This window comes from Cupriavidus sp. 8B (genome assembly GCF_054589115.1).
In genome coordinates this window covers 1-296 of the sequence record NZ_BAAILO010000486.1, presented here as the reverse complement: position 1 = coordinate 296, position 296 = coordinate 1, and the positions used below count along the sequence as shown (strand labels likewise).

The 296-nt window shown below is 64.9% G+C and carries 1 pseudogene; it reads right to left on the bottom strand.

Going from position 1 to position 296, the window contains the following annotated elements:
• Nucleotides 1-296, bottom strand: a pseudogene (locus tag ACYP5B_RS45105) (ISNCY family transposase); the annotation flags it as partial.

The following is a 296-nucleotide window of genomic DNA, read 5'->3' as shown; positions in this document are numbered from 1 at the left end:
CGCCATTCGCGCCAGGTAAAGATTCGTGCCAGATCCTCGTCAACGCGCAGCGGCCGGTGGGCATCGAAGTCGCTGCGCGGCGGCTTGGCGAAGCGGGCATTGAAGTCGGCCATGAAGGCTGGCGCAAAGGCATTGGCGATTTGCATGGTGCTGAGGCCGCGCAGCCGCAGTTCCTTGACCAGCCGGTCCTGCAGGGTGCCATTCATCCGCTCCACGCGGCCCTTGGCCGGGCTGGAATTGGCGCACAGGATGTCGATGTTCAGCTCGAACAGGGCCCGCCCAAACTGCGTGTAGCC